This window comes from Kitasatospora sp. NPDC033851 (assembly GCF_055576085.1).
Genome location: NZ_JBVIRL010000005.1, coordinates 348,625 through 372,580, shown reverse-complemented (window position 1 = coordinate 372,580; position 23,956 = coordinate 348,625). Strand labels below are relative to the sequence as shown.

The 23,956-nt window shown below is 72.3% G+C and carries 17 protein-coding genes and 1 pseudogene; 6 read left to right on the top strand and 12 right to left on the bottom strand.

All coding sequences use genetic code 11. From position 1 onward, the window contains the following. Positions 1-11 precede the first annotated feature (11 nt). Positions 12-1,055: an ABC transporter permease gene (locus ACZ51D_RS13365; protein WP_360489967.1), complete on the bottom strand. Its 1,044-nt coding sequence runs from the start codon at positions 1,053-1,055 to the stop codon at positions 12-14. Then, positions 1,052-2,077, bottom strand: a complete 1,026-nt coding sequence (locus ACZ51D_RS13360) for a sugar ABC transporter substrate-binding protein (protein WP_465619783.1) — start codon at positions 2,075-2,077, stop codon at positions 1,052-1,054. Before ACZ51D_RS13360 ends, ACZ51D_RS13365 begins: the two co-directional genes overlap by 4 nt. A 356-nt stretch (positions 2,078-2,433) precedes the next feature. Here ACZ51D_RS13360 and ACZ51D_RS13355 point away from each other — a divergent pair, with 356 nt between their 5' ends. Next, the gene (locus tag ACZ51D_RS13355) at positions 2,434-3,507 is read left to right on the top strand and encodes an alpha/beta hydrolase (RefSeq protein ID WP_465619781.1); all 1,074 of its coding nucleotides are present in this window, start codon (positions 2,434-2,436) and stop codon (positions 3,505-3,507) included. 130 nt (positions 3,508-3,637) lie between these two features. On the opposite strand, the gene ACZ51D_RS13350 is transcribed toward ACZ51D_RS13355, so the two are convergent. After that, complete coding sequence (locus ACZ51D_RS13350) at positions 3,638-5,230, bottom strand: PucR family transcriptional regulator (protein ID WP_465619779.1); 1,593 nt, start codon at positions 5,228-5,230, stop codon at positions 3,638-3,640. A gap of 436 nt (positions 5,231-5,666) precedes the next feature. Between ACZ51D_RS13350 and ACZ51D_RS13345 the strand changes: the two genes are divergently transcribed. The 5 genes from ACZ51D_RS13345 (at position 5,667) to ACZ51D_RS13325 (ending at position 12,433) form a co-directional block, all read left to right on the top strand. Then, positions 5,667-6,554, top strand: a complete 888-nt coding sequence (locus ACZ51D_RS13345) for an FAD binding domain-containing protein (RefSeq protein ID WP_465619777.1) — start codon at positions 5,667-5,669, stop codon at positions 6,552-6,554. Further along, complete coding sequence (locus ACZ51D_RS13340) at positions 6,551-7,039, top strand: (2Fe-2S)-binding protein (RefSeq protein WP_360489977.1); 489 nt, start codon at positions 6,551-6,553, stop codon at positions 7,037-7,039. Before ACZ51D_RS13345 ends, ACZ51D_RS13340 begins: the two co-directional genes overlap by 4 nt. Then, the gene (pucD, locus tag ACZ51D_RS13335) at positions 7,036-9,402 is read left to right on the top strand and encodes a xanthine dehydrogenase subunit D (RefSeq protein ID WP_465662301.1); all 2,367 of its coding nucleotides are present in this window, start codon (positions 7,036-7,038) and stop codon (positions 9,400-9,402) included. Before ACZ51D_RS13340 ends, pucD begins: the two co-directional genes overlap by 4 nt. Before the next feature lie 251 nt (positions 9,403-9,653). Then, a complete protein-coding gene (locus ACZ51D_RS13330; protein WP_465619774.1) occupies positions 9,654-11,135 on the top strand; it encodes an NCS2 family permease in 1,482 nt (493 codons plus the stop codon). A gap of 113 nt (positions 11,136-11,248) precedes the next feature. Beyond that, positions 11,249-12,433, top strand: a complete 1,185-nt coding sequence (locus tag ACZ51D_RS13325; protein WP_465619772.1) for an XdhC family protein — start codon at positions 11,249-11,251, stop codon at positions 12,431-12,433. 78 nt (positions 12,434-12,511) lie between these two features. Here ACZ51D_RS13325 and ACZ51D_RS13320 read toward each other — a convergent pair whose 3' ends face one another. The 9 genes and pseudogenes from ACZ51D_RS13320 to allB all read right to left on the bottom strand — a co-directional run bounded on the left by ACZ51D_RS13320 (position 12,512) and on the right by allB (position 23,781). Next, positions 12,512-13,129: a LysE family translocator gene (locus ACZ51D_RS13320; RefSeq protein WP_465619770.1), complete on the bottom strand. Its 618-nt coding sequence runs from the start codon at positions 13,127-13,129 to the stop codon at positions 12,512-12,514. A gap of 82 nt (positions 13,130-13,211) precedes the next feature. Then, positions 13,212-14,990: an SDR family oxidoreductase gene (locus ACZ51D_RS13315; protein ID WP_465662299.1), complete on the bottom strand. Its 1,779-nt coding sequence runs from the start codon at positions 14,988-14,990 to the stop codon at positions 13,212-13,214. Further along, positions 14,987-15,925: a M24 family metallopeptidase gene (locus ACZ51D_RS13310; RefSeq protein WP_465662298.1), complete on the bottom strand. Its 939-nt coding sequence runs from the start codon at positions 15,923-15,925 to the stop codon at positions 14,987-14,989. The genes ACZ51D_RS13315 and ACZ51D_RS13310 overlap by 4 nt, the downstream gene beginning before the upstream one ends. A gap of 14 nt (positions 15,926-15,939) precedes the next feature. Next, positions 15,940-17,028: a PDR/VanB family oxidoreductase gene (locus ACZ51D_RS13305; RefSeq protein ID WP_465619764.1), complete on the bottom strand. Its 1,089-nt coding sequence runs from the start codon at positions 17,026-17,028 to the stop codon at positions 15,940-15,942. 180 nt (positions 17,029-17,208) lie between these two features. Further along, positions 17,209-18,126, bottom strand: coding sequence for a metal-dependent hydrolase (locus ACZ51D_RS13300; protein WP_465619762.1), 918 nt, complete (start codon positions 18,124-18,126; stop codon positions 17,209-17,211). A 287-nt stretch (positions 18,127-18,413) separates the two neighbouring features. Beyond that, positions 18,414-19,193 (bottom strand): IclR family transcriptional regulator, encoded by a 780-nt coding sequence (locus ACZ51D_RS13295; protein WP_360489997.1) that lies wholly within the window; start codon positions 19,191-19,193, stop codon positions 18,414-18,416. Between the two features lie 326 nt (positions 19,194-19,519). Next, positions 19,520-20,980: a catalase gene (locus ACZ51D_RS13290; protein WP_465619759.1), complete on the bottom strand. Its 1,461-nt coding sequence runs from the start codon at positions 20,978-20,980 to the stop codon at positions 19,520-19,522. 292 nt (positions 20,981-21,272) lie between these two features. Then, positions 21,273-22,358: pseudogene (gene alc, locus ACZ51D_RS13285) on the bottom strand (allantoicase); the annotation flags it as partial. Then, the gene (gene allB / locus ACZ51D_RS13280) at positions 22,348-23,781 is read right to left on the bottom strand and encodes an allantoinase AllB (RefSeq protein ID WP_465662296.1); all 1,434 of its coding nucleotides are present in this window, start codon (positions 23,779-23,781) and stop codon (positions 22,348-22,350) included. The gene allB and the pseudogene alc, both read right to left, overlap by 11 nt. Positions 23,782-23,956: the final 175 nt, after the last annotated feature.

The following is a 23,956-nucleotide window of genomic DNA, read 5'->3' as shown; positions in this document are numbered from 1 at the left end:
ATCCCCGGTGCTCATCGCGGCCCCCGCTCGGCCCGGTGCTTGACGTAGGCGTTCAGCAGCGCGGCCAGCAGCAGCATCGCGCCGAGGAAGAACTTGAACCAGTCCGGGTTCCACTGGGCGTAGATGATGCCCTTGCTGGCCATGCCGAAGATCAGCGCGCCGAGCGCGGAGCCGACCACCGAGCCGTAGCCGCCGGTGATCAGGCAGCCGCCGATGACGGCCGCGACGATGTAGATCAGCTCGTTGCCGACGCCCTCGCCGGACTGCACGGTGTCGAAGGAGAACAGCAGGTGCTGGCCGAGCACCCAGGCGCCGAAGCCGACGCCCAGGTAGAGGAGGGTCTTGGTCCGGGCGACCGGCACGCCGACGGCGCGGGCGGCTTCCGCGTCACCGCCGACGGCGAAGATCCAGTTGCCGAAGCGGGTGCGCAGCAGCACCCAGCTGCCCACCACCAGCAGGCCGAGCCACCACCAGACGGTCGCCTTGATCGTCAGCCCGCCGACCGTGACCTCGGAGGCGAACAGTCGGCGGCAGGTCTCGAAGCCCTCCATGTCGGCGATCGACTTGGTGGAGACGGTGCCGGAGATCGCCTTGGTGACGCCCAGGTTGGCGCCGGTCAGCATCAGGAACGTGCCGAGGGTGACGATGAAGCTGGGCAGCTTGGTGCGGCCGAGCATCCAGCCGTTGAACCAGCCGATGGCCAGCGTGGTCGCGAGCGAGACCAGCACACCGACCCAGGTCACCGCGGTGAACTGGTAGGAGACCATCGAGGAGGTCAGCGCGGCGGTGGTGACCATCACACCGGCCGAGAGGTCGAACTCGCCGCCGATCATCAGCAGCGAGACCGGCACCGCCATGATCCCGATGGTGGACGCCGCGTAGAGCACGGTGCCCAGCGAGGAGAGCCGCAGGAAGGGCTCGGCGACGGCGGCGAAGACCACGAAGACCGCGACGGCGGCGATCAGCGAACCCAGCTCCGGGCGGGCGAGGAGCCGCCGCAGGGCCGCCGGACGGTCCTGGACGAGGCCGTCCTGGGCGAGGAGGTCCGAGCTCACCGGGTCCCCCTCGCCACGTACTCGGCGAGCGCGTCGGCGTTGTCCTTGGTCAGGATCTGCGGGCCGGTCTCGACCGGCTTGCCGCCGCCGAGCATGTCCAGGTTGGACTTGTAGAGCCAGAGCAGGTCGACGCCCTCGTAGCCCTGGAGGTAGGGCTGCTGGTCGACGGCGAAGCCGACGCTGCCGGACTTGAGCCCGGCCACCACCTGCGGGCCGAGGTCGAAGGTGTCCAGCTCCGCCGGGCGGTGGGTGTCCTGGATGGCCTGCAGCCCGGTGGCGGCCATCGAGCCGGAGAGGGTGAGCACGGTGTCGATGGCCGGGTCGGCCTGGAGCTTGGCGGAGATCGCGGCGCGGGCGTCGGGCATGTCGACGCCGTTGACGTAGAGCACCTGGAAGGACCCGCCGGCCTTGGACTGGGCGCCGGAGCAGCGCTGCTCCTGGCCGACGTTGCCCTGCTCGTGGATGACGCAGAGCACGTTCTTGCGGCCGCGGCCGGCCAGCTCGGTACCGGCCGCCTGGCCGGCGGTGGACTCGTCCTGGCCGATGTGGGTGAGCGCGCCGAACTTCTGCGAGTAGTCCTGGCCGGAGTTGACGGTGATCACGGGGATGCCCGCCGCCTTGGCCTTGGCGAGGACGTCGGCCATGGCGTCGCCCTTGGCGAGCGTGACCAGCAGGCCGTCGACCTTCTGGTCGATGGCGGCCTGGACGAGCTGGACCTGGTTCTGGGTCTGCGCGTCGTTCGAGTACAGGAAGGTGATGTTGTCCTTGGCCGCGGCCTGCTCGGCGCCCTTGCGCACGGTGTCCCAGAAGGCGTCGCCGGGGCCGGAGTGGGTCACCATGGCGACCTTCCAGCGCGGGGTGGTGACGGCACTGCCGGCCGCGGTCGCGGCCTTGGCGCGGGCCTCCTCGGCGCGTCTGCCTCCGGTACTGCTGCATCCGGCCGCGGTGACCGCGAGGGCCAGGACGGCGCACACGGGCCAGAGGCGTCGGGACGGGCGAAAGCGGGTGATGCTCATCCCCATAGTCTCCCTGGCGGGGTCTCGCGCATTCGCACCGCCTCGCCCGGCGGCGCGAACGCCCCGGGAGGTAAGGTGCCGCGGGGGACCTTTCCTGGAAGTTCGCTGAACATCTGGCCCGGACGACCTCCGTCCGAGTGACAGACTGGGCGCCGATCCGAAGGGGGATCATCACGAGAACGTGATGTTCCTCTCAGGTTCCGCACAGATTCGGACGGCAACCGATCACCGGTTATCGGCCGTCTGATGCCATTGACGTGCGTTCGGGCGAATGGGACCCGGGCGGCGAGCGACCCGGATACGAGAACTTGATGGAACTGACAGGTACGCCATTCTTCATCCTCACCGTCATCCTTGTGCCGGTGTCCATCACAGTGGCGTTGCTGTTCTGGGGGAAGGTCGGCGGCCCTCAGCCGGTGAAGACCCTCACCCGGATCGTCATGATCATGTTCTGCCAGATCACGGCCGTCCTGATGGTCTTCGTGATGGTCAACAACGCCAACCTGATCTACGGCAACTGGGACGACCTGCTCGGCACCGGCAACCACGTCCGCGCGGTGCCCCCGGTGCCCCCGGCGGACGGGGCCGGCAACCCGGGCGGTGACGCCGCCAAGGAGGCGCCGAAGGTCAAGCAGAGCTTCGGCGGCGTGAACGACCCGGCGGTCCCCAACGACGTGCAGAAGACCGAGCTCAAGGGCCAGGTCTCCGGCGTCGACGGCGAGGTGCTGGTCTGGCTGCCGCCGCAGTACAACGAGCCGGCGTACAAGGACAAGAAGTTCCCCGTGGTCGAGCTGATCCCGGGCTTCCCGGGCTCCTCCTCCACCTGGTACGGCACGCTCAAGGTCTCCGAGCAGCTCAAGCCGCTGATGCAGCAGGGCAAGGTCGCCCCGTTCATCCTGGTCTCGCCGCGCACCCTGCTGCTCGGCAGCAACCAGGACGCCGGCTGCACCGACATCCCCGGGAAGGTCAACGCCGACGCCTGGATCACCCGGGACGTCCCGCAGATGGTGCTGGACAACTTCCGCGCCGACCCGTCCGCCGACCGCTGGGCGATCGCCGGCTACTCGGCCGGCGCGCACTGCGCGGCCAAGCTGTCGCTGGCCCACCCCAACCGGTACCGGGCCGCCATCGCGATGTCCGGCTACAACGACCCCGCGAACGAGAAGGACTCGCTGGTCGGCAAGGACCCCAAGCTGCGCGAGGCCAACAACCCGGTCACCATCCTGAAGTCCGCCCCGCAGCCGCCGAAGGTCGCCATGCTCGTCAGCGGCTCGAAGGGCGACGGCTACGAGGACGGCGAGGCCATCCGCGCCGCCGCCAAGGCCCCGACCACCGTCCAGGTCGAGGAGGGCACCGGCCCGCACACCACCGAGCAGTGGAAGAAGGCGGTCCCGAGCGCCTTCCAGTGGCTGACCTCGATCATCCCGGCGCAGTAGCCGACCCGGGTACCCCGGTACGACGAGGGCCCGCCGCGATCACGTCGCGGCGGGCCCTTCCGTTTGCCTGAGGCCGTGTGCCACCGTACGTCGAAGCCCCCGTGCCGGAGCCCGCCGGCCGAACGACCCGTCAGGCCAGTTCGAGCGCCAGGTAGAAGTCCACCCGGTCCTCCAGCCGGGAGAGGTCACGCCCGGTCAGCTCCTCGATCCGGCCGATCCGGTAGCGCAGGGTGTTCACGTGGACGTGCAGCTGCGCGGCGCAGCGGGTCCAGGAGCCGTCCGAGCGCAGGAAGGCCTCCAGGGTGCGGACCAGGTCCGCCTGGTGCTCGATGTCGTACGCGATCACCTTGTCGAGCAGCCTGCTGCGGAAAGCGCGGCGGACCTCGTCCGGGACGGCGGCCAGCAGCAGGACGTGCGAGGCGAGTTCCTCGGGGCCCGCGACGCAGACCCGGCCGACCCGGGAGGCGGCGATCCGGCGGGCGTGCCGGGCCTCCTCCAGGGCGCCGCGCAGGCCGCCGGCCTCGGAGGCGGGGGCGGAGACGCCGAGGGTGATCCGGCCCTCGGAGCCGAGCCCGGCCTCCAGCGGGGCGAGCAGGTCGCGCATGGTGTCGGCGGGCACCGGGCTGTCCAGGGCGGGCAGCACCACGACGGCGCCATTGCCCGTCCCGGCGACCAGGGCGCGGTCGCTGGTGACGCCGAGCGCCTCCTCCAGGACGGCCCGGACGGCGCCCTCGGGCAGGCCGGTGCCCTCGGCGCTGATCACCAGCCAGGAGCCTTCCTCGGCCCGGGTCTTGGGCTCGGGGAGCTCGTAGCGGGCGGCCATCGCCGAGGAGGCGTACAGGGTGCGGCTGATCTCGGCCGGGTCGGCGTCGCGGCGCAGCAGGGCGAGCACCTCGTCGGCGAGGCGGCGGCGCAGCCGGCGGCCCTCGTCGCGGCGGTGGCGCTCGGCGGCGACCAGGCGGGCCAGGTTCTCGGCGAGCTGCTGGCGCTTGGTGGTCCACTCGGTGATGTCGCCGGCCACCGCGAGCATCCAGTCGGCGAGCGACACCTCTTGCTCGGCGGAGGCCACGGCGGGCAGCAGGGAGTAGGAGCCGGCGGCCAGGCGGGCCCGGTGCGGGGGGCGGCGGCGCTGGCGCTGGGCGGCGAGGTGGGCGCGGACCAGCTGGTCGCGGTCCTCGGCGGAGAGCCGGTCGGCGGGGCCGGCGATCACCGCACCGGTGGGGGCGAGCACCCAGCAGTCCAGGTCGAGGTCGCCGCCGAGCAGGTCGAGCACCGCGTCCAGGCCGCCGCCGCCGGCCGCCGAGACCAGCAGCCGGTGCCGGTCGACGAGGGCGGCGAGGTCGGCGGCGCGGTCGGCGGAGACCTGGCGGCCGATGAACTCGGTGACGGTGCCGAAGGCGATGTCGTCGGGGACGGCCAGCAGCGGCATCCGGTGCCGGCGGCAGGCCTCGACCAGGTCCGCGGGCACCGGGCCGACCTCGGCCTCGCCGGCCGCGAGGGCGACCGCGCCGCCGGCCGCGAGGGTCCGCACGAAGCGCTCGGAGTCGGCCGGGACGGTGCGCCAGAGCATGCCGGTGAGCACCAGTTCGCCACCGTGGAGGTAGCGGCCGGGGTCCTGCAGGTCCGTGGTCATCACGCCGCTGACCTGCCGGTCCAGCTCTTCCTCGGCCGCGAGCAGGCGCAGTCTCGGGGCGCCGGGGGCGAGCAGGTCACGAACGCGCATCCGCGGACTCCTTGGGGGACGGGATCGGGGGCCGGATCGGGGCCGGATCAGGGGGCTGAACCGGGGGTCTGAATCGGGGGGCTGGATCGGGGCTGGGCGGGGCCGGATCGGGGAAACGGAGGGGTGGGGGGGTGACCGGTCCTTCGGTCCGGGGGTCACAGTGTGCCCGAACATCCGTGCTCGGCGTTACGCACCAGCGGGCGCTCGGATCACGGGGCCGTAGCCCGTCCGTCACGGCCGGATTACGGTCGTAGGTAGCACTCGGCGGAGACCTGGGCTGCGAAATTCTGCTCCTTAGAGGAACGTACAGGATGCCGGGCGGGACCACAGCCGGGGCTTCATGCCATCGGTGACTGCCAGTGGGCCGCGTCACAGGAGTTCACTGGGCGACACGCCGCCGGACACCCGGCAGGCGACGACTTGAGGAGACACCCGCATGGAGTTCCTTCGGCCCGCCACCTGGGACGAGGCACTCGCGGCGAAGGCTGAGTACCCGACCGCGCTGCCCATCTCGGGTGGTACGGACGTCATGGTCGAGATGAACTTCGACGTGCACCGGCCATCCGCGATTCTCGACCTGAACCGCATCACCGAGCTCACCGAATGGTCCAACGACGGCAGCGTCGTCAAGCTCGGCGCCTCGGTCCCGTACACCCGGATCATCGACGAGCTGTCCGGGCCGCTGCCCGGGCTCGCCCTGGCGGCCCACACCGTCGGCTCGCCGCAGATCCGCAACCGCGGCGGGGTCGGCGGCAACCTCGGCGGGGCCTCCCCGGCCGGTGACGCGCACCCCGCGCTGCTGGCGGCCGGGCGGGACGTGTTCGTGGAGGCGGCCTCGGTGCGCGGCACCCGGATGATCCCGATCGACGAGTTCTACCTCGGCGTGAAGCGCAACAGTCTGGCGGCCGACGAGCTGATCCGGGCGGTGCACATCCCGGTGGCGGACGGCCCGCAGCAGTTCTCGAAGATCGGCACCCGCAACGCCATGGTGATCGCGGTCTGCGCGTTCGGCTTCGCCCTCCACCCGAAGAACGGGACCGTCGGCACCGGGATCGGTTCGGCTGCCCCCACGCCGCGCCGCGCCGTCGAGGCCGAGGAGTACCTGCAGGGCGTGCTCGCCGAGCGCGGGCTCTGGGAGTCCGGCGACCTGCTGGGCGCCGAGGTGATCCAGCGGTTCGGCGAGCTGGTGAAGGCCGCGGCCTCGCCGATCGACGACGTCCGGGGCACCGCCGACTACCGGCGCCACTCCCTGGCCGTGATGGCCCGCCGCACCCTCACCTGGTGTTGGAACGACTACAGCAAGCAGATCAGGAGTGCGGCATGAGGGTCACTTTCACCGCCAACGGCAAGCCGGTCGAGGCCGACGACGTGTGGGAGGGCGAGAGCCTGCTCTACGTGCTGCGCGAGCGGGTCGGCCTGCCGGGCTCGAAGAACGCCTGCGAGCAGGGCGAGTGCGGCTCCTGCACGGTCTACCTGGACGGCGTCCCGGTCTGCTCCTGCCTGGTCGCGGCCGGCCAGGTGCAGGACCGCGAAGTCCGCACGGTCGAGGGGCTGAGCGAGGAGAACGGCGAACTGGGCCTGGTCCAGCAGGCGTTCATCGACGCCGGCGCCGTCCAGTGCGGCTTCTGCACCCCCGGCCTGCTGGTGCAGACCGACGCCCTGCTGGAGCGCGACGCCCAGCCGAGCGACAACGACATCCGCGAGGCCCTGTCCGGCAACCTGTGCCGCTGCACCGGCTACGAGAAGATCATGGACGCGGTGCGGCTCGCCTCGGCCCGCAAGTGCTCCGGAAAGGCCGTGACGGAATGAGCGCTCGTACGATCCAGGGCCAGAAGAACCTGCAGAACATCCACCAGGCGTCCAAGGACGGCATCGGCGGCTCGCCGCTGCGCCCGGACGGCAACCTGAAGGTCAAGGGCGAGTTCGCCTACTCGTCGGACATGTGGCACGAGGACATGCTGTGGGGTATGGCGCTGCGCTCGCCGCACCCCCGCGCCAACATCCTCTCGGTGGACATCTCCGAGGCGCTCAAGGTGCCCGGCGTGTACGCGGTGCTGACCCACGAGGACATCCCCGGCGCCAAGTACTACGGACTGGAGATCAAGGACCAGCCGGCCCTGGCCATCGACAAGATCCGGTACCACGGCGAGGCGATCGCGCTGGTCGCCGCCGACCACCCGGAGACCGCCCGCCGCGCGGTGAAGAAGATCGTGGTCGAGTACGAGGTGCTCACCCCGATCGTCACCGAGGAGCAGTGCCTCGACCCGCAGACGCACGGCTACGTCCACGAGCCGCACGAGTACAAGTCGCACGCCTACGGCAACATCTGCCACGAGCAGAAGCTGGTCTCCGGCCTCGGCGTGACGGACGAGGTACGGGCGCTGGCGGACGTCATCGTCAGCGGCGACTACGAGGTCGGCATGCAGGACCAGGCCTTCCTCGGCCCCGAGTCCGGCCTGGCGGTGCCCGCCGAGGACGGCGGCATCGACCTCTACATCGCCACCCAGTGGCTGCACGTGGACCGCGAGCAGATGGCCCCGGTGCTCGACCTGCCCGAGGAGAAGGTCCGGCTGACGCTGGCCGGCGTCGGCGGCGCCTTCGGCGGCCGCGAGGACATCTCGATGCAGATCCACGCCTGCCTGCTGGCCCAGCACACCGGCAAGCCGGTCAAAATCGTCTACGCCCGGGACGAGTCCTTCTACGGCCACGTGCACCGCCACCCGGCGCGGATGCACTACGAGCACGGTGCCACCCGCGACGGCAAGCTGGTCTTCGCCGACTGCCGGATCGTGCTGGACGGCGGCGCGTACGCCTCCGCCTCGCCGGCCGTGGTCGGCAACGCGGCCTCGCTCGGGCACGGCCCGTACGTGATCCCGAACGTCAAGATGCACGCCATCGCGCTCTACAGCAACAACCCGTCCTGCGGGGCGATGCGCGGCTTCGGCGCGGTGCAGGCCGCGTTCGGCTACGAGTCGCAGATGGACAAGCTGGCGGTCGAACTGGGCATGGACCCGGTGGAGTTGAGGCAGCTGAACGCGATGTCGGAGGGCGACTTCATGCCCACCGGCCAGCAGATCGACTCGCCCGCGCCGGTGGCCGACCTGCTGCGCCGGGCCAAGGAGATGCCGCTGCCGCCGCCGCTGGACACCGAGCACCTGGACGTGCGCCAGCTGCCGGGCGCGCTGTCCAACACCTCGCACGGCGAGGGGATCGTACGCGGCGTCGGCTACTCCGTCGGCATCAAGAACGTCGGCTTCTCCGAGGGCTTCGACGACTACTCCACCGCCCGGGTGAGGCTCGAGGTGATCGGCGGCGAGCCGGTCGCCATGGTGCACACCGCGATGGCCGAGGTCGGCCAGGGCGGCGTCACCGTGCACGCCCAGATCGCCCGCACCGAGCTCGGCGTCGAGCAGGTCACCATCCACCCGGCCAACACCGAGGTGGGATCGGCCGGTTCGACCTCGGCCTCGCGCCAGACGTACATGACCGGCGGCGCGGTGAAGCTGGCCGCCGAGGCGGTCCGGCGGGAGCTGATCGAGAAGGGCCGCCGGCGCTACGGCTGGGCCCACAAGGACATCACGCTGGCCGGCGGCAAGGTCGTCTCGGAGAGCGCCGGCGTCCTGGTCTCCATGGTGGACGTGCTCGGCGACGAGGCCATCGACCTCACCCGCGAGCACCACCACCGGCCCACCCAGGCCTTCGACAAGGAGACCGGCCAGGGCTTCGGCCACGTCCAGTACACCTTCTGCGCCAACCGCGCGGTGGTGGACGTGGACGTGGAGCTGGGCCTGGTCAAGGTGGTCGAGCTCACCGCCGTCCAGGACGTCGGCAAGGCGCTCAACCCGCTCTCCGTGGTCGGCCAGATCCAGGGCGGCTGCACCCAGGCGCTCGGCCTCGCCGTGATGGAGGAGATCATCGTGCGGGACGGCAAGGTCCGCAACGCCTCCTTCACCGACTACCTGATCCCCACCATCCTGGACACCCCGCCGATCCCGGTGGAGATCCTCGAACTTCCCGACCCCAACGCGCCGTACGGGCTGCGCGGGGTCGGCGAGGCGCCGACCGTCTCGGCGACGCCGTCCATCGTGGCCGCCATCCGCAACGCCACCGGTCTCGCGCTCACCCGGATCCCGGTCCGGCCGGAGCACCTGACCACCGAACAGCCCGGCTGACGCCGGCGGTTCACGCTTCCCCGGGGCGGCGACAGTCTTCCCCGCCGCCCCGGGGGCACCACCCCCACACCCGCTGCCCCGCCCTCGCCGGGGTTGCGCAGCGGTGCGCACCACCACCCTCAAATGCACCGTGGGCACTCCCCCCTTTCGAGTGCCCCCACAGTGAGTCGATACGTCCCCCTATGCCGCTCATGCGCCGGTAGTCAGGTCGGCTCGCCCACCCCAACCCCCTTTGACACTTGGGAGTGGACATGCCCAGGATCCCCACGGAACCCGGCACCACCGAAGACAGACCCACCGAGGACGACACCCACCCGTCGACCCCGGACCCACGCCCGAAGAGCGCGCTGGACGCCTACTTCAAGATCTCGGCCCGGGGCTCGACGCTCGCCAACGAACTGCGCGGTGGTCTCACCACCTTCATGGCGATGGCGTACATCATCCTGCTCAACCCGCTCATCCTGAGCGGCGCGGACGTCACCGGCGTCAAGCTGGACCACGCGGCACTGACCACCGCCACCGCGCTGGCGGCGGCCGTCACCACCATCCTGATGGGCGTCGTCGGCAACGTACCGCTCGCCCTCGCCGCGGGCCTCTCGGTCTCCGGCGCGGTCTCCGCGCTGGTCGTCCCCCACACCACCTGGGCGCAGGCCATGGGCCTGTGCGTGATCTACGGCCTGCTGATCGTGCTGCTGGTGGTCTCCGGGCTGCGCGAGAAGATCATGAACGGCATCCCACTGCCGCTCAAGCACGCCATCACCATCGGCATCGGCCTGTTCGTCACCGTGATCGGCCTCTACAAGGCCGGGTTCATGCACACCGGCGGCCCCACCCCGCTGTCGCTCGGCCCGACCGGAGAGCTGGCCGGCTGGCCGGTCCTGATCTTCTGCCTCACGCTACTGGCGATCTTCGTGCTGATGGCCCGCGGCATCCGCGGCGCGATCCTGATCGGCATCGCCGGCGGCACCGTGCTCGCGGTGATCGTCAACAAGGTCGCGGACGTGCCCGCCACCGCCTGGAAGAACTCCGTCCCGGTGTGGCCCGGCAGTCCCGTCTCCGCGCCCGACTTCGGCCTCTTCGGCCACGTCGACCTGTTCGGCGCCTTCGGCGGCAAGGGCATGGGCGCGATCAGCGCCTCGGTCGCGGTGTTCACCCTGGTGCTGGCCGGCTTCTTCGACGCGATGGCCACCATCATCGGCGTCGGCACCGAGGCCGGACTCGCCGACAAACAGGGCCGGATGCCCGGGCTGTCCAAGGCCCTGTTCATCGACGGCGCCGGCGGCGCGGTCGGCGGCCTGGCGGGCGCCTCCGGGCAGACCGTCTTCGTCGAATCGGCGACCGGCGTCGGCGACGGCGCCCGGACCGGGCTCGCCTCCGCCGTCACCGGCGCAATGTTCGCCCTGATGCTCTTCTTCTCGCCGATCGCCGGCATCGTCCCGGTCGAGGTGGCCTCCGCCGCCCTGGTCGTGATCGGCTCGATGATGATGAGCCAGGCCCGGCACATCGACTGGTCCGACCGCGAGGTGGCCATCCCGGCCTTCCTCACCTGCACGCTGATGCCGTTCACGTACAGCATCACCGCGGGCGTCGCGGCCGGCGTCATCTCGTACACGGTCATCAAGGCCGGGGTCGGACGCTGGCGCGAACCCGGGGTCCTGATGTGGATCCTCACCGGCGTGTTCGTCCTGTACTTCGCGCTCACGCCGATCAAGTCCTGGCTCGGCGTGCACTAGCCGGACCCGGGGGGTCGCTACCGCCCCCTCCCTGCGACACCGCCGCCGTACGGGATCGTTTCCCGTACGGCGGCGTCCCCGCTACTGTCGAAACCGTGTAAGGAGCCTCCGCCATGCAGGACATCGCCGAACAGCTGCAGGCCTGGCACGCGGCCGGGCGCGCCTTCGCCGTGGCCACCGTGGTCGGCGTCTCCGGCAGCGCTCCCCGCGACCCCGGCGCGGCGCTCGCCGTCGACGCGCACGGCGAGGCGATCGGCAGCGTCTCCGGCGGCTGCGTCGAAGGCGCGGTGTACGAGCTGTGCCAGGCCGCGATCGAGAGCGGCGAGCCGGTCCTGGAACGCTTCGGGTACAGCGACGAGGACGCCTTCGCGGTCGGGTTGACCTGCGGCGGGATCCTCGACGTGTTCGTCCAGCCGGTCGTGCCGGGGGCCGACGCCGGGCTCGACACCGGAATCGCGCACATCGCCGCCGGCACGCCCGTGGCACTGGTGCGGGTCATCGCCGGGCCGGGCGGACTCCTCGGCGCCACCCTCGCCGTCACCGCCGACGACGCCACCGGAGCACTCTCCGTGAAGCCGTCCACCGTCGGCGGACTGGAACGGGCGATCATCGCCGAGTCGCGGGCCATGCTGGAGGCCGGACGCACCGGCCGGCTCGTCCTCGGCCTGGACGGACGCCCCTGCGACGAACACGAGCAGGGCACCGTCACCTGCTTCGTCGAGTCCTACGTGCCCGCGCCGCGGATGCTCGTGTTCGGGGCGATCGACTTCGCGGCCGCGGTCGTACGGATCGGCAAGTTCCTCGGCTACCGCGTCACCGTCTGCGACGCCCGGCCCGTCTTCGCCACCACCCGCCGCTTCCCCGAGGCCGACGAGGTCGTGGTCGACTGGCCGCACCGCTACCTGGACTCCCAACTCGGCCGGATCGACGGACGCACCGTGCTCTGCGTGCTCACCCACGACGCCAAGTTCGACATCCCCCTGCTGGAACGCGCCCTGCGGCTGCCGGTCGGCTACGTCGGCGCGATGGGCTCGCGCCGCACCCACCGGGACCGCCAGGCCAAGCTGCGCGACGCCGGGCTCACCGAGACCGAACTCGCCCGGCTGCGCTCCCCCATCGGCCTCGACCTCGGCTCGCGCACCCCCGAGGAGACCGCGGTCTCCGTCGCCGCCGAGATCATCGCCCACGGCCGCGGCGGCAGCTGCCTGCCACTGAGCACCGGAGACGGGCCGATCCACCACGACGTGTCCGCCGTTTCGGAGGAACCGGCCGGAAGCGGTTCACCGCACGCGGCGTGACCGCCTCACCGCACCACGCGGTAGGCCTCGAAGACCTCGGCGGAGTGCCACTCACCGGACCCCGAGCGGGCGACCTGATCAGTCGGACAGCACCAGCCTGACGCCGAACCCCACCACCACCACACCGGTCACCCGGTCCATCAGCCTGCGCGCGGCCGGCCGGCGCAGCCAACCGCGCAGCACCCGGGCGAAGCCCACCAGGATCGTCGACCAGAGCAGGCCCTCCACGACGTGGACGCAGGTCAGCGCCACGCCGGCGGCGAAGTGCGGCACGCCGGCCGGGATGAACTGCGGCAGCACGGCCACGTAGAAGACCCCGACCTTGGGGTTCAGCAGATTGGTCAGCGTGCCCCGCCGCCAGCCGTGCCCGAACCCGCCCTCCTCCGGCTCCTCCTCGGCCGCCTGGGCACCCCGGTCGCGCAGCATCCCGATGCCCATCCACACCAGGTACGCGGCGCCCGCCCAGCGCAGCACCTCGTACGCCAGCTGCGAGGCGGTCAGCAGCGCCGTCACCCCGGCCGAGGTCAGCGTCCCCCAGATCAGCGTCCCGGTCTGGATCCCGAGCACGACCCCCCACGCCTGCCGCCGCCGCCCCAACGCGGACGTCCGCAGGACCAGCGCGGTGTCGAGCCCCGGCGTCAGCGTGAGCAGCCCCACGACGAGGGCGAAGGACCACAGGGCGGTTGTCATCTCCATGGGCCTGGATGCTCTCACAGGCCCATGGACGGCCGCCTGGCCCGTTCCGGCGACGTTCCCCGGTCAGGTGACGTGGAGGCGGTCAGGTGACGTTGAGCCGGGCGGCGAGGCGGAGGAGGCCGGGGCTGAGGCGGGAGAGGAAGCGGGCGGCCTTGGCCTCGGGGGTGACGGGGACGACGGGCTTGCCGGTGCGGACGGCGGCGAGGATGGCGGTGGCGACCTTCTCCGGGGGGAAGCCGCGGCGGGCGTAGAGCTTGGCGGCGCGGGCCCGCTTGGCGCTCTGTTCGGCGACGGTGGTGGCGGAGAAGGTGGAGGTGCGGGTGATGTTGGTGTTGACGATGCCCGGGCAGATGGTGGAGACCCCGATGCCGTGGCCCACGAACTCGGCGCGCAGGCAGTCGGAGAGCATGAACACCGCGGCCTTGCTGGTGGCGTAGGCGGTGAGCGCCTTGGAGGGCAGGTAGGCGGCGGCCGAGGAGATGTTGACGATGTGGCCGCCCTGGCCGCGGTCGGCCATCAGGGTGCCGAAGGCGCGGCAACCGTGGATCACGCCCCAGAGGTTGACGTCCAGGACGCGCTGCCACTCCTTCTCGGTGGTCTGCAGGAACGTCCCGGAGTGACCGATTCCGGCGTTGTTGACCACCACGTCGGGCACCCCGTGCTCGGCGGCGACGGCCCGCGCGAAGGCGTCCACCGCCGCGCCGTCGGAGACGTCCACCCGGTAGGCGTGCGCCGCCGGGCCGATCAGCGAGGCGAGTTCGGCGGTGCGCTCGGCGGCGGCGAGGTCCAGGTCGCAGACCACCACCCGGGCGCCCTCCTCGGCGAAGGCCAGCGCGGTGGCCCGACCGATGCCGCTGCCGCCGCCGGTGACGACCACCAAGCGGCCGTCGTCCAGGGCGGGTTGGGCCTGACCGGCCTGTCCGGCCTGGTCCGCCTGCCCGGCCTGCGCGGCCTGCGCGGCCTGCCCGGCCTCGATGCGGGCGGTGAACTGGCGGATCATGCCGGCCACGGTGGCTCCCTTCTCCAGCAGTGCCGACCAGTGGCCGGCGTGCAGCGTCCTGCGGGTCAGCTTGGGCACCCAGCGCTCCAGGCCCTCGGAGAGGTAGGTGCCGACGTAGCGGTCCCGGGTGAGGGTGATCAGCTGGACCGGCACCTCGGTCGGCCGCTCACGCGGACGGCCCATGGTGGGACGGAAGTTGGCCCGGTAGAGCTCGATGCCGCGCACCGCGTCGCGGCGCAGGGTGCGCTGCGGGTGGCCGGCGCGCGGGGTGACGTGCTCCAGGTCGCGCAGCACCCGCGGCCAGGCCCGGGCGAGGCCGAGGCGCCAGACGCCGGGGGCGAGGTAGGGCAGGTGGAAGGCGGTGATGTACCAGGAGTGCAGGCCCTGGTGGAGCAGCTGCTTCAGGTGGCGGGGGGTGGGGCGGCGCAGCCGGTGGCGCAGCCAGTACCCCATGTGGTCCAGGCTGGGGCCGGACATCGTGGTGTACGACGCGATCCGGTGCTCGGCGCCGGGCGCGGTGACGGCCTCCCAGGACTGGACCGAGCCCCAGTCGTGGGCGACCAGGTGGACCGGGCGGTCCGGGCTGACCGCGTCGGCGACGGCGAACAGGTCCTCGGCCAGCCGCTCCAGCCGGTAGCCGTCGCGGTCCTCCGGGACGCCGGACTCGCCGGCGCCGCGCACGTCGTAGCGGACCACGTGGTGGTCGCGGGCGAGGTCGGCGGCGATGTCGTCCCAGACGGTGTGGGTGTCGGGGTAGCCGTGGACGAGGAGGACGGTGGGGGCGTCCGGGTCGCCCTGCTCGAAGACGGCGAGCGGCAGGCCGCCGGAGTGGACGGTCCGGCGGCGGGTAGGGGTCGTCATCGGGTGGCCTCCAGGGCGGTCGGCTCGGCAGTCTTCTCGAGGGTGGTGGCCTCGGTGGCCGTGGTGGCCGCCGTGACCGTGGTGGCCTCGGTGGCCGTGGTGGCCTCGGTGTTCCAGCGGCGGACGTGGGGCAGGTCGTCGTCGAGCCAGTAGGCGTCGTCCTCGGTGACCACCAGCAGTTCCTCGAACTTGATACCCACACCGCGGAAGCCGATGTGCGGCTCGACCGCCCACAGGCCCGGGGTGGGCGCGTGCCGGGACGACCGGCCGTCCGCCCAGAGCGGTGAACGGCCGTGCAGCCGCTCGGAGATGAGCTCGCGGCCGAGGGTCTGCAGGGTGCGCACGCCGAAGCCGAAGACGTTCACCCCGGCCGGTCCTCGGGTGACGGTGCGGGTGACCTGGTGGCCGATCACCCGGCCCGGGTAGACCTGGTGGCGGTTGTCGTAGCCGTGCGCGGCGAGCTGCGCGTCCACCGCCGCGTACACCTCGTCGAGGGGCTTGCGGGCCCGCACCTCCGCGAGGATGAGCCCGCGGTAGACCTCGAGGTCGGCGGCGAGCTTGTCCCAGACCCGGTTCTCGCCCACCTTGCCGCCGTAGCCGATGTCGGCGGTGTAGCCGTCCACGACGGGGGCGCAGTCCAGGACGTACGGCATGCCCTCCTCGAGGCGCCGGTTTCCGGCGAAGAACTGCAGCGGGGTGTGGAAGTGCCGGAACGCCGTACGGTCGCCGAACCAGGCGAAGGGGACGTGGAAGAAGTCCTGCACCCCGGCGGCGACCAGGCGGCGGCGCAGCTCGGCGGTGGCCTGCCGCTCGGTGACGCCGGGCTCGATCCAGGCGGCGACCTGCTCGGCACAGTGGTAGGCGAGTTGCTGGGTCTCACGGAAGCGGGCGAGGTCGCGCTCGGTGTAGCGGAAGGCGGGGGTCGCTTTCGCCATGGCAAGGGCTCCTTCTAGAGGTCGAGCACGAGGGTCTCACCCTCGGCGGCCCGGGAGACACAGGGCAGCAGGGCGCCGTCGGCGCGCTGCTCGGGGGTGAGGCGGCGGTCCCGGTGGTCGGGCGCGCCGGCCAGCACACGGACCTCGCAGGTGCCGCAGAAGCCCTGGTGGCAGGAGTACGGGAGGTCCGGGCGGGCCTCGCGCAGCACGTCCAGGGCGGACCGGTCGGCGGGGACGTCGAGGGTCGGGCCGTCGGCGCCGACGCGGACGGCGAAGGGCGCGCCGTCGGTGACCGGGGCGGCACCGAAGCGCTCGAAGTGCAGGGCGGTGGCCTGGGATCCGTCCAGGGCCCGCTGCACGGCGGCGAGCATCGGGGCCGGGCCGCAGCAGTAGACGGCGGCGCCGCGCGGGGCGTGGGCGAGCAGGTCGGCGCCGGTGGGCACGCCGCCGTGCTCGTCGTCGGTGCGCAGCACCAGCCGGTGCGGGTCGAGGGCGCGCAGCTCGTCCGCGTACGGGAGGGTGTCGGCGCTGCGGCCGACGTGCACCAGGCGCCAGTCCAGGCCGTGCCGCTGCGCCTCGCGGGCCATCGGGAGCAGCGGGGTGATGCCGATGCCGCCGGCCAGCAGGAGGACGGCGGGCTCGGCGCAGAAGGCGAAGCCGTTGCGCGGTCGGCGGGCGGTGAGGCGGGCGCCGGGGTACAGGGTGTCGTGGACCTCGACGGACCCGCCGCCGCCCTCGGGCAGCCGCCGGACGGCGATGCGGTAGGCCACGCGGTCGGCCGGGTCGCCGCTGAGGGAGTAGTGGCGCTCGCGGCCGGAGGGCAGGGCGAGGCGCAGGTGGGCGCCGGGCTGCCAGGCCGGCAGCGGGCCGCCGGAGGGGTCGGCGAGCTGCAACTCGACGACGTCGGCGGCGAGTTCACGCCGAGCGGTGACCACCAGCTGGAGCGGCGGGAGGGGGCGGCTGTACGGGCGGCGGGGGTTGCGCCGCAGCAGGGGGCCGCCGAGGGCCGGGGAGTAGCGGTCGCCGAAGGCCGTGAGCCGGCGCATGAAGGCGTCGGCGCGCGGGCGGCCGTAGAGGTCGGGAGGCGGGGTGAGCTGGTCCATCCGGCGGGGTCCTTGGCGTCGGGAGAGGAGGGCGGGTGACAGCTGACGGATTCGGGCTTCGGACTTCGGCGAACGGACGACGGATGACAACCGACGGATGACAGCAGACAGATAACAGATGACGTCTTCTGTTTGCTGAAATCCGTTCGCCCAACCCCGTCCGCCGAAGCCCGTCGACCGTCAGCCGCTCGCGGCGGCCGCGCGGGCGGCCGGGGAGGTGGCGAGGTAGCCCAGCGCCTGGCTGGAGGAGCCCTCCTGGGTCGGGTGGTAGCCCGGCCGCAGGTACCGAAGCCCGGAGCGGAGGGACCCGAGCGGGTCCGGCAGCAGGCCGCGCTTCGCGATCCGCCCGGCCTCGCGCCAGCTGGGCTTGAGCCGCCCCGCCAGGGTCGGGTCGGCGGCCAACAGGAAGCGTGCGCCGCGCACCCAGAGGTGGACCAGCAGCGGCCCGGACACCGCCATCCCGCGGATCCGCCGGAGGTAGCCCGGGTCCAGGTGGACCATCAGGTCGAAGGCGACGCTGCGGTGCTCGACCTCCTCGGCACCGTGCCAGCGCAGCAGGTCGAGCATCGTCGGGTCGGCCTTGGCCCGGTCCAGGCCCGGGGAGTTGAGGATCCAGTTGCCGAGGAAGGCAGTGAAGTGCTCGATGGCCGCGACGAAGGCGACCCGCTCGATGACGTTCTCCCGCCGCCGCGCCGGCGTCAGCCCCGGCTTGTCGCCCAGGACCCGCCGGAACAGCCAGGAGACCTGCCGGACGTACGGCCGCGGGTCGAGCCCCTGGCCGAGCAGGTGGTCGAGGACCTCCTGGTGCGCCTCGGCGTGGATGGCCTCCTGGCCGATGAACCCGAGGACCTCCTCGCGCAGTTGCTCGTCCCGGATGAGCGGCAGTGCCTCCTTGAACACCTTGACGAACCAGCGCTCACCCTCGGGCAGCAGCAGGTGCAGCACGTTGATGACGTGGGTGGCCATCGGCTCGTCCGGGATCCAGTGCAGCGGCAGCTGGGCCCAGTCGAAGCGGACGTCCCGGGGCTCCAGGACGAGGCTGTCGTGCACGCGCGCGGCGGGGGCGGCGAGGGCGGGGACGGGGGTGGGACGGGGCATGGCAGGCCCTCCTGACCTGGGGCGGCGGCTCGGCTCAGGGAAACGTACTCGCGGGTAGTGATGGGGACAAGGGTTTCGGCGGCCCTTATCGACATCGAGTCTAATAAGTGATGTGCACCGGTGAACACCACGGGAAACGCGGGAAGCCCCACCGGTTTCCCGGCAGGGCTTCCTCGAACTCATGCACGCGACGACTCATGCACGCAACGACTCAGGAACGCGACGACTCAGGGGCGCGGCGAACTCAAGCACGCGGCGAACTCACCGACGCGACCGCCGCCCCGCCGTCAGACCGCCATCGCCAGCATCAACGGCGCCGCCCGGGCCGCCAGGAGCTCGGCCGCGGCCTTCAGCTTGTGGACGTTGCCCACCGGCATCGAGGTGGCCAGGCAGCCGACCGTACTGCCCGCCGTGATCGGCACGGCCGCGCACACCGTGCCCAGCGCGTACTCCTGGATGTCCAGCACCGGTACGGTGGCCGGCTGCCGCTCCAACCGGTGCATCAGCTGGTCGGCGTCGGTGACCGTACGCGAGGTGAGCCGGGCGACCGGGTGCCGGGAGAGGTGGTCGCGCCGGGCGTCCGCGTCCAGTTGGCCGAGCAGGCACTTGCCGATCGCGCTGGCGTGCGCGGTGGCCCGGAAGTCCACCCACTCCTGCACCGCCGGCGCGTAGTCGGCCGCCGAGACCGCCTCCACCGACAACTCGCCGTCGTGGTACCGGGTGAAGTACACCGCGGCGCCCAACTCGTCCCGGAGTTCGGCGAGTTTGCGGTCGAGCCGGGCCTTGACCAGCTGCTCCCGGTTCTGCTGGCCGAGCAGGGCGAAGGTGCCGCCGAGCACCCAACCGCCGTCCTGACACTGGAGGTAGCCCTCGATCTCCAGGATCTCCGCGAGCCGCCGCACGGTCGGCAGCCCGAGCGAGGTCTCCCGCGCGAGGCCCACCAGGGTGGCGCCGTCGGGGTGGCGGTCGACCGCCTCCAGCAGTCTGAGGGCGTGCTGCAGGGAGGTGAACTGGCCGGTCAGGCCCTGGTCCAGCGCGGCGTGACGACCCGGGGCTGGTGTCGACATGTCGTCCCCTTCCGATGTCCCCCCACGGAGCGACCGCGGGCACGCACCAGCCTATCGACCCGGTGGCTCCGGCGACTGCCGTCCGTGAATATCCGTGAACATTCCGTGCAGCAACCTCCGGTCGACCTGGGACTTCTCGGCCGGGCGATCACGCAGTGGAAGCCATGGCCGACCCGCCCGACCCGGGAACCGCGACCCGGCGGAAACCGCGACGGGCCCCTCCCCCACTGCCCGGAGGGAGGGGCCCGTCGTACGGCGGCCGGGTGCGGGCCCGGCGGCCGTGAGGGTGGTGGTGCGGATGAAGGGGGTCGGTCGGTGACTGTCGGTCAGCTCTCGTCGCCCGAGCGCAGCTTGGCGACGGCCGCCGCCAGGCGGGCGCCGTACTCCTCGTCCGCGGCGTGGAAGTGGGCGAGGTTCTTCTCGACGATGTCGTCGCGGGTCACCTGCGCCAGGAAGCCGGCGATGTTGGCGATCAGGCGACCCTTCTCCCCGTCCGACATGAGCCGGTAGAGCTCACCGGCCTGGAAGAAGTCATCGTCCTTGCTGTGAGCCGGCGTGGTGTAGGTGCCGGTGTGGCCATCGACCTTGACCGGCGCGGCGAGCGCGTTGTCGGTCTGGGCCGGGCCGTCGTACGAGTTGGGCTCGTAGTTCCTGCCACGGCCGGCCGCGTTGGTGGCCATCAGGCCGTCGCGGCCGTAGTTGGCGGCCACGGTGGCGCGCGGGGCGTTCACCGGCAGCAGGGTGTGGTTGACGCCGAGGCGGTAGCGCTGGGCGTCCGCGTAGGCGAACAGCCGGCCCTGGAGCATCTTGTCCGGGGACGGGCCGATGCCGGGCACGAAGTTGTTCGGCGAGAACGCGGACTGCTCGACGTCGGCGAAGACGTTCTCCGGGTTCCTGTTGAGCACCAGGCGACCGACCTTGACCAGCGGGTAGTCGGCGTGCGGCCACACCTTGGTGAGGTCGAAGGGGTTGAAGCGGTAGTCCGCCGCCTCGGCGACCGGCATCAGCTGGACGTAGAGGGTCCAGGACGGGAACACCCCGCGCTCGATGGCCTGGTGCAGGTCGCGCTGGTGCGAGTCGGCGTCGGCGCCGGCCACCTCGGCGGCCTGGTCGCCGTCCAGGGAGCGGACGCCCTGGTTGGTCTTGAAGTGGTACTTCACCCAGTAGGCGTCGCCATTGGCATTGACCCACTGGTAGGTGTGCGAGCCGTAGCCGTTCATGTGGCGGTACGAGGCCGGGATGCCGCGGTCGCCGAACAGCCAGGTGATCTGGTGGGTCGAGGCGGGCGAGTGGGCCCAGAAGTCCCAGACGTTGTCCGCCTCCTGCACGCCGGTGTACGGGTCGCGCTTCTGCGAGTGGATGAAGTCGGGGAACTTGATCGGGTCCTTGATGAAGAACACCGGGGTGTTGTTGCCGACGAGGTCGTAGTTGCCCTCCTCGGTGTAGAACTTCAGCGCGAAGCCGCGCGGGTCGCGCACCGCGTCGCTGGCGCCCAGGTTGCCGGCCACGGTGGAGAAGCGCAGGAAGACCTCGGTGCGCTTGCCGACCTCGGCGAGGAAGTCCGCCCGGGTGTACTGCGACACCTCGTCGGTGACCTCGAAGTAGCCGTACGCGCCGGAGCCGCGGGCGTGCACGACGCGCTCCGGGATGCGCTCGCGGTTGAACCGGGCCAGCTTCTCCAGCAGCTGCTGGTCCTGGATCAGCAGCGGGCCGTACTCGCCGGCCGAGGCCGAGTTCTGGTTGTCGGCGATGGGGGCGCCGGACTCCGTGGTCAGGATCTTGGACATGGAGGGTCCTTCAGGTGTCGATAAGAGCGGTGCGTGGAGAGTGGACTGGCGGGCCGTCACACTTCAGTGGGTGGGCGCTTCAGGCGCCGAGCAGGCGCCAGACGGCCGAGCGGCGGCGGGAGGAGCGCTCGCCGTCGGGGCCGTCGCCCGGCTGGAGCACCGCGACGGCGGCGCCGGCCGCGGCCGGGTCCGCCAGCGGGCGGGCGGCGGTCAGCGCGGCGGCCTCGTCGGCGGTCAGCCCGGCCTCGGTGAGGGCCGTGGCGGCCTCGGCAGCCGGGACGGCGTTGAACCAGCGCAGCGCGAGGGCCGCGCGGCCGGCCTCGGTGAGGCGGCCGGTGAGCCGGAGGCGGGCGAGCCCGCCGTCCGGGTAGACGTTGATGCGCACATGGGTCACCGGGCGTCCGGTGTCGAGCCGGAAGCGGTGCCGGGTGTCGGGCTGCAGGCGGGTGCGGGGCAGGAGTTCGAACCACTCGCCGGCGGCCGGGTCGGCTCCGGTCGAGGCGTCGAAGCCGATCAGGTCGGCCCAGCCGGGGGCATTGGCGACGAAGTGGGTGGTGTCCACCTCGGCGGCCAGGACCTCACCACCCCCGGCCAGGGCGATCTGCACCCAGTCGTTGGCCTTGTCGCGCCGACGCCGGGTCTCCCAGCCCTCGCCCATGACGGAGGCGCGACCGGGAGCGTTCAGGTTGTGCGGGGAGGAGAAGTAGCGGTCGGACGCCGCCTCGGCCATGCCGCCGTACTCCTGGGCGGCCAGGTCGAAGGTGAGGCCGTCCAGCTCACGCGGGTCGGGCAGCACCTCGCCGTGCACGCGCAGCCGGGCGATGCCGCCGTCCGGGTACATGTTCAGCCGCACGTGGGTGTAGCGGGTGCCGTCCTCGACGGCGAACTCGTGGGCGGTGTCGCCCCGCAGCGGGGTGCGCGGCACGATCGTGGTCCACTCGGCGTCCCCGAGTTCCTCGGGCGAGGGGTGGCCGGGTACGGACGCGGCCTCGACGGACCCGGATTCCGGGTAGTTGCCGGTGAAGTGGGCGGTGTCCACGATCACGCCGCGGATCACGCCGCCGGCGCCGAGCCGGACGATCGCCCAGTCGTGGTCCTGGTCGGTGGGGTGCGGCTGCTCGGCGGAGACGCCGCGGCGGCGCTTGGACTCCCAGCCGTCCATGATCTGGCCCTTGTGGCCGAAGGTGTGCGGGCGGAACTCGGCCGGCTTGGCGACCAGCAGGTTCTCGGCGTCCGCGAAGGTGTCCTCGTTGGTGGCGACGACGCCCGCGCCGAGCAGCCGGGAGGCCAGGTTGACCAGCTCGGTGAAGGGAGCACTCGGGGTGTCGGCAGTGGTCACTGACTCTCCTCTGTAGGCGCGTTCGGTTTCAGGCGCGATCGGACGGGGTGGTGGAACGGGTGGTGGTCCGCGCGGTGGCCCGGGCGGTGGTACGGGGGGTGGCAGGGGCGGCGGGCCGGGCGAGCTGCCGGCCGAAGGGCCGGGCTCCGGTGTCCACCATGCGGCCGCGCAGCCAGGCGCCGCGCACCGCGCCGGTGAGGGTCCGGCCCGCGTACGGGGTCACCGGGTTGCGGTGGTGCAGGCCGCTCGCGTGGACGGCGAACTCGCCGTCGGGGTCGAAGGCGACCAGGTCGGCGTCGTGGCCGGGCGCGATGGCGCCCTTGGTGCCGGTGAGGCCGACCAGTTCGGCCGGTCCGGCGGACATCCAGCGCACGACGTCGGACAGGGTGTGGCCGCGGCGGCGGGCCTCGGTCCAGACGGCCGGCAGGCCGAGCTGCAGCGAGGCGATGCCGCCCCAGGCGGCCGCGAAGTCCCCGTTGCCGCCGTACTCGGGCAGCAGCTTGAGGTCGGGGGTGGACGGCGAGTGGTCGGAGACGACGGCGATGAACTCGCCGTTCGCCAGGGCCTCCCAGAGCGCGTCCCGGTTGGACTCGTCGCGGATCGGCGGGCAGCACTTGAAGGCGGTGTCGCCGTCGGGCACCTGCTCGGCCGCGAGGGTCAGGTAGTGCGGGCAGGTCTCGGCGGTCACCCGGACGCCGTCCTCGCGCGCCTGGCGCAGCAGCGGCAGGACGGCGGCGGAGGAGACGTGCAGGATGTGCACCCGGGCGCCGGTGCGCCGGGCGGTGTCCAGCAGGTGGGCGACGGCCGCGGTCTCCGCGTCGGCGGGGCGGGAGGCCAGGAAGTCCCGGTAGTGGACGCCGGGTTGCTGCGGGGCGGCGGCGAGGACGGTCGGGTCCTCGGCGTGGATGATCGCCAGCGCCCCGATCCGGGCCTGCTCGGCCAGGGCGGCCTCCAGGTCGGCGGCCTCGACGTGCGGGAACTCGTCCACGCCGGAGGGGGCGAGGAAGCTCTTGAAGCCGAACACGCCCTCGCGGTGCAGGGGTTCGAGATCCGCGACGTTGCCGGGGACGGCACCGCCCCAGAAGCCGAGGTCGACCCAGGCCTGGCCCTCGGCGGTCTTCCGCTTGGCCAGCAGCCCCTCCACCGTGGTGGTGGGCGGGATCGAGTTGAGCGGCATGTCGATGATCGTGGTGACGCCGCCGGCCGCGGCGGCCCGGGTGGCGGTGGCGAAGCCCTCCCACTCGGTGCGGCCGGGCTCGTTGACGTGCACGTGGGTGTCGACCAGGCCGGGCAGCAGGGCGGTGTCGCCGAGGTCGGCGAGCTCGCGGTCGCCGACCGTGAGCGAGCCGTGCGCGACGATCTGCTCGATCTTCCCGTCCCGGATCAGCACGTCCGCGGGGCGCTCGCCGTCGGGCAGGACGACCCGTCGGGAGCGGATCACCGTCGGCTGGCTGAAAGGCATGGGAGACCTCCGAAACCTGGGAGTTGGGGGGTGGTTTGGGGGCGGGTGGAGAGGTGTCCGAGGGTGCTTCTCTGGTGGTTCTCGGGTGCTTCTCGGGTGCTTCTCGGGTGGTTCGAGGGTGGTCGAACGCGGGAGGAGGCGAGGGATTGCCGGGAGCCTAGGCCCGCCTTCAACA

Excerpts from the sequence above, each read along its gene's own strand:
- ACZ51D_RS13345 (WP_465619777.1), top strand. The coding sequence starts at position 5,667 with ATGGAGTTCCTTCGGCCCGCCACCTGGGACGAGGCACTCGCGGCGAAG.
- pucD (WP_465662301.1), top strand. The coding sequence starts at position 7,036 with ATGAGCGCTCGTACGATCCAGGGCCAGAAGAACCTGCAGAACATCCAC.
- ACZ51D_RS13315 (WP_465662299.1), bottom strand. The coding sequence starts at position 14,990 with ATGACGACCCCTACCCGCCGCCGGACCGTCCACTCCGGCGGCCTGCCG.
- ACZ51D_RS13310 (WP_465662298.1), bottom strand. The coding sequence starts at position 15,925 with ATGGCGAAAGCGACCCCCGCCTTCCGCTACACCGAGCGCGACCTCGCC.
- ACZ51D_RS13305 (WP_465619764.1), bottom strand. The coding sequence starts at position 17,028 with ATGGACCAGCTCACCCCGCCTCCCGACCTCTACGGCCGCCCGCGCGCC.
- ACZ51D_RS13320 (WP_465619770.1), bottom strand. The coding sequence starts at position 13,129 with ATGGAGATGACAACCGCCCTGTGGTCCTTCGCCCTCGTCGTGGGGCTG.
- ACZ51D_RS13340 (WP_360489977.1), top strand. The coding sequence starts at position 6,551 with ATGAGGGTCACTTTCACCGCCAACGGCAAGCCGGTCGAGGCCGACGAC.
- ACZ51D_RS13295 (WP_360489997.1), bottom strand. The coding sequence starts at position 19,193 with ATGTCGACACCAGCCCCGGGTCGTCACGCCGCGCTGGACCAGGGCCTG.
- ACZ51D_RS13330 (WP_465619774.1), top strand. The coding sequence starts at position 9,654 with ATGCCCAGGATCCCCACGGAACCCGGCACCACCGAAGACAGACCCACC.
- ACZ51D_RS13290 (WP_465619759.1), bottom strand. The coding sequence starts at position 20,980 with ATGTCCAAGATCCTGACCACGGAGTCCGGCGCCCCCATCGCCGACAAC.
- ACZ51D_RS13300 (WP_465619762.1), bottom strand. The coding sequence starts at position 18,126 with ATGCCCCGTCCCACCCCCGTCCCCGCCCTCGCCGCCCCCGCCGCGCGC.
- ACZ51D_RS13360 (WP_465619783.1), bottom strand. The coding sequence starts at position 2,077 with ATGGGGATGAGCATCACCCGCTTTCGCCCGTCCCGACGCCTCTGGCCC.
- ACZ51D_RS13325 (WP_465619772.1), top strand. The coding sequence starts at position 11,249 with ATGCAGGACATCGCCGAACAGCTGCAGGCCTGGCACGCGGCCGGGCGC.
- ACZ51D_RS13350 (WP_465619779.1), bottom strand. The coding sequence starts at position 5,230 with ATGCGCGTTCGTGACCTGCTCGCCCCCGGCGCCCCGAGACTGCGCCTG.
- allB (WP_465662296.1), bottom strand. The coding sequence starts at position 23,781 with ATGCCTTTCAGCCAGCCGACGGTGATCCGCTCCCGACGGGTCGTCCTG.